Here is a 351-nt window from a genome sequence, read left to right as displayed (position 1 = left end):
ACCCGGCTCGGCCCGTCCGCCGCGCCACCCTCTCCGGCCACACCACTATTGTCGGTCAAGTTTCCGTGACTCCCGACGGGCGCACCGCCCTGACCGCCAGCGCCGACCACACCGCGATCCTGTGGGACCTGACCAGGACCCACACCCTGGCACTCCACGACAGCACCGTGTACGCCGCCGCGCTCACGCCGGACGGACGCACCGCCCTCACCGGCAGCTGGGACAGGACGGCGATCGTGTGGGATCTGAGCGACCCGGCTCGGCCCGTCCGCCGCGCCACCCTCACCGGCGAGGAATTGTCAAGACCTGTGGATGGTGATCGTTAAGCGGCTTGGTTGACGGGTGTGGTGG

At 69.8% G+C, this 351-nt stretch carries 1 pseudogene; it reads left to right on the top strand.

Annotated features, from left to right (window positions below):
* Positions 1-326, top strand: a pseudogene (locus FF86_RS34025) (serine/threonine protein kinase); the annotation flags it as partial.
* Positions 327-351: the final 25 nt, after the last annotated feature.

The sequence above is a fragment of the Frankia sp. CpI1-P genome (assembly GCF_001421075.1).
Taxonomy (GTDB): Bacteria; Actinomycetota; Actinomycetes; order Frankiales; family Frankiaceae; genus Frankia; species Frankia torreyi.
Note: the sequence above shows the minus strand (reverse complement) of the source record. Positions and strands in the feature narration are given on the sequence as shown.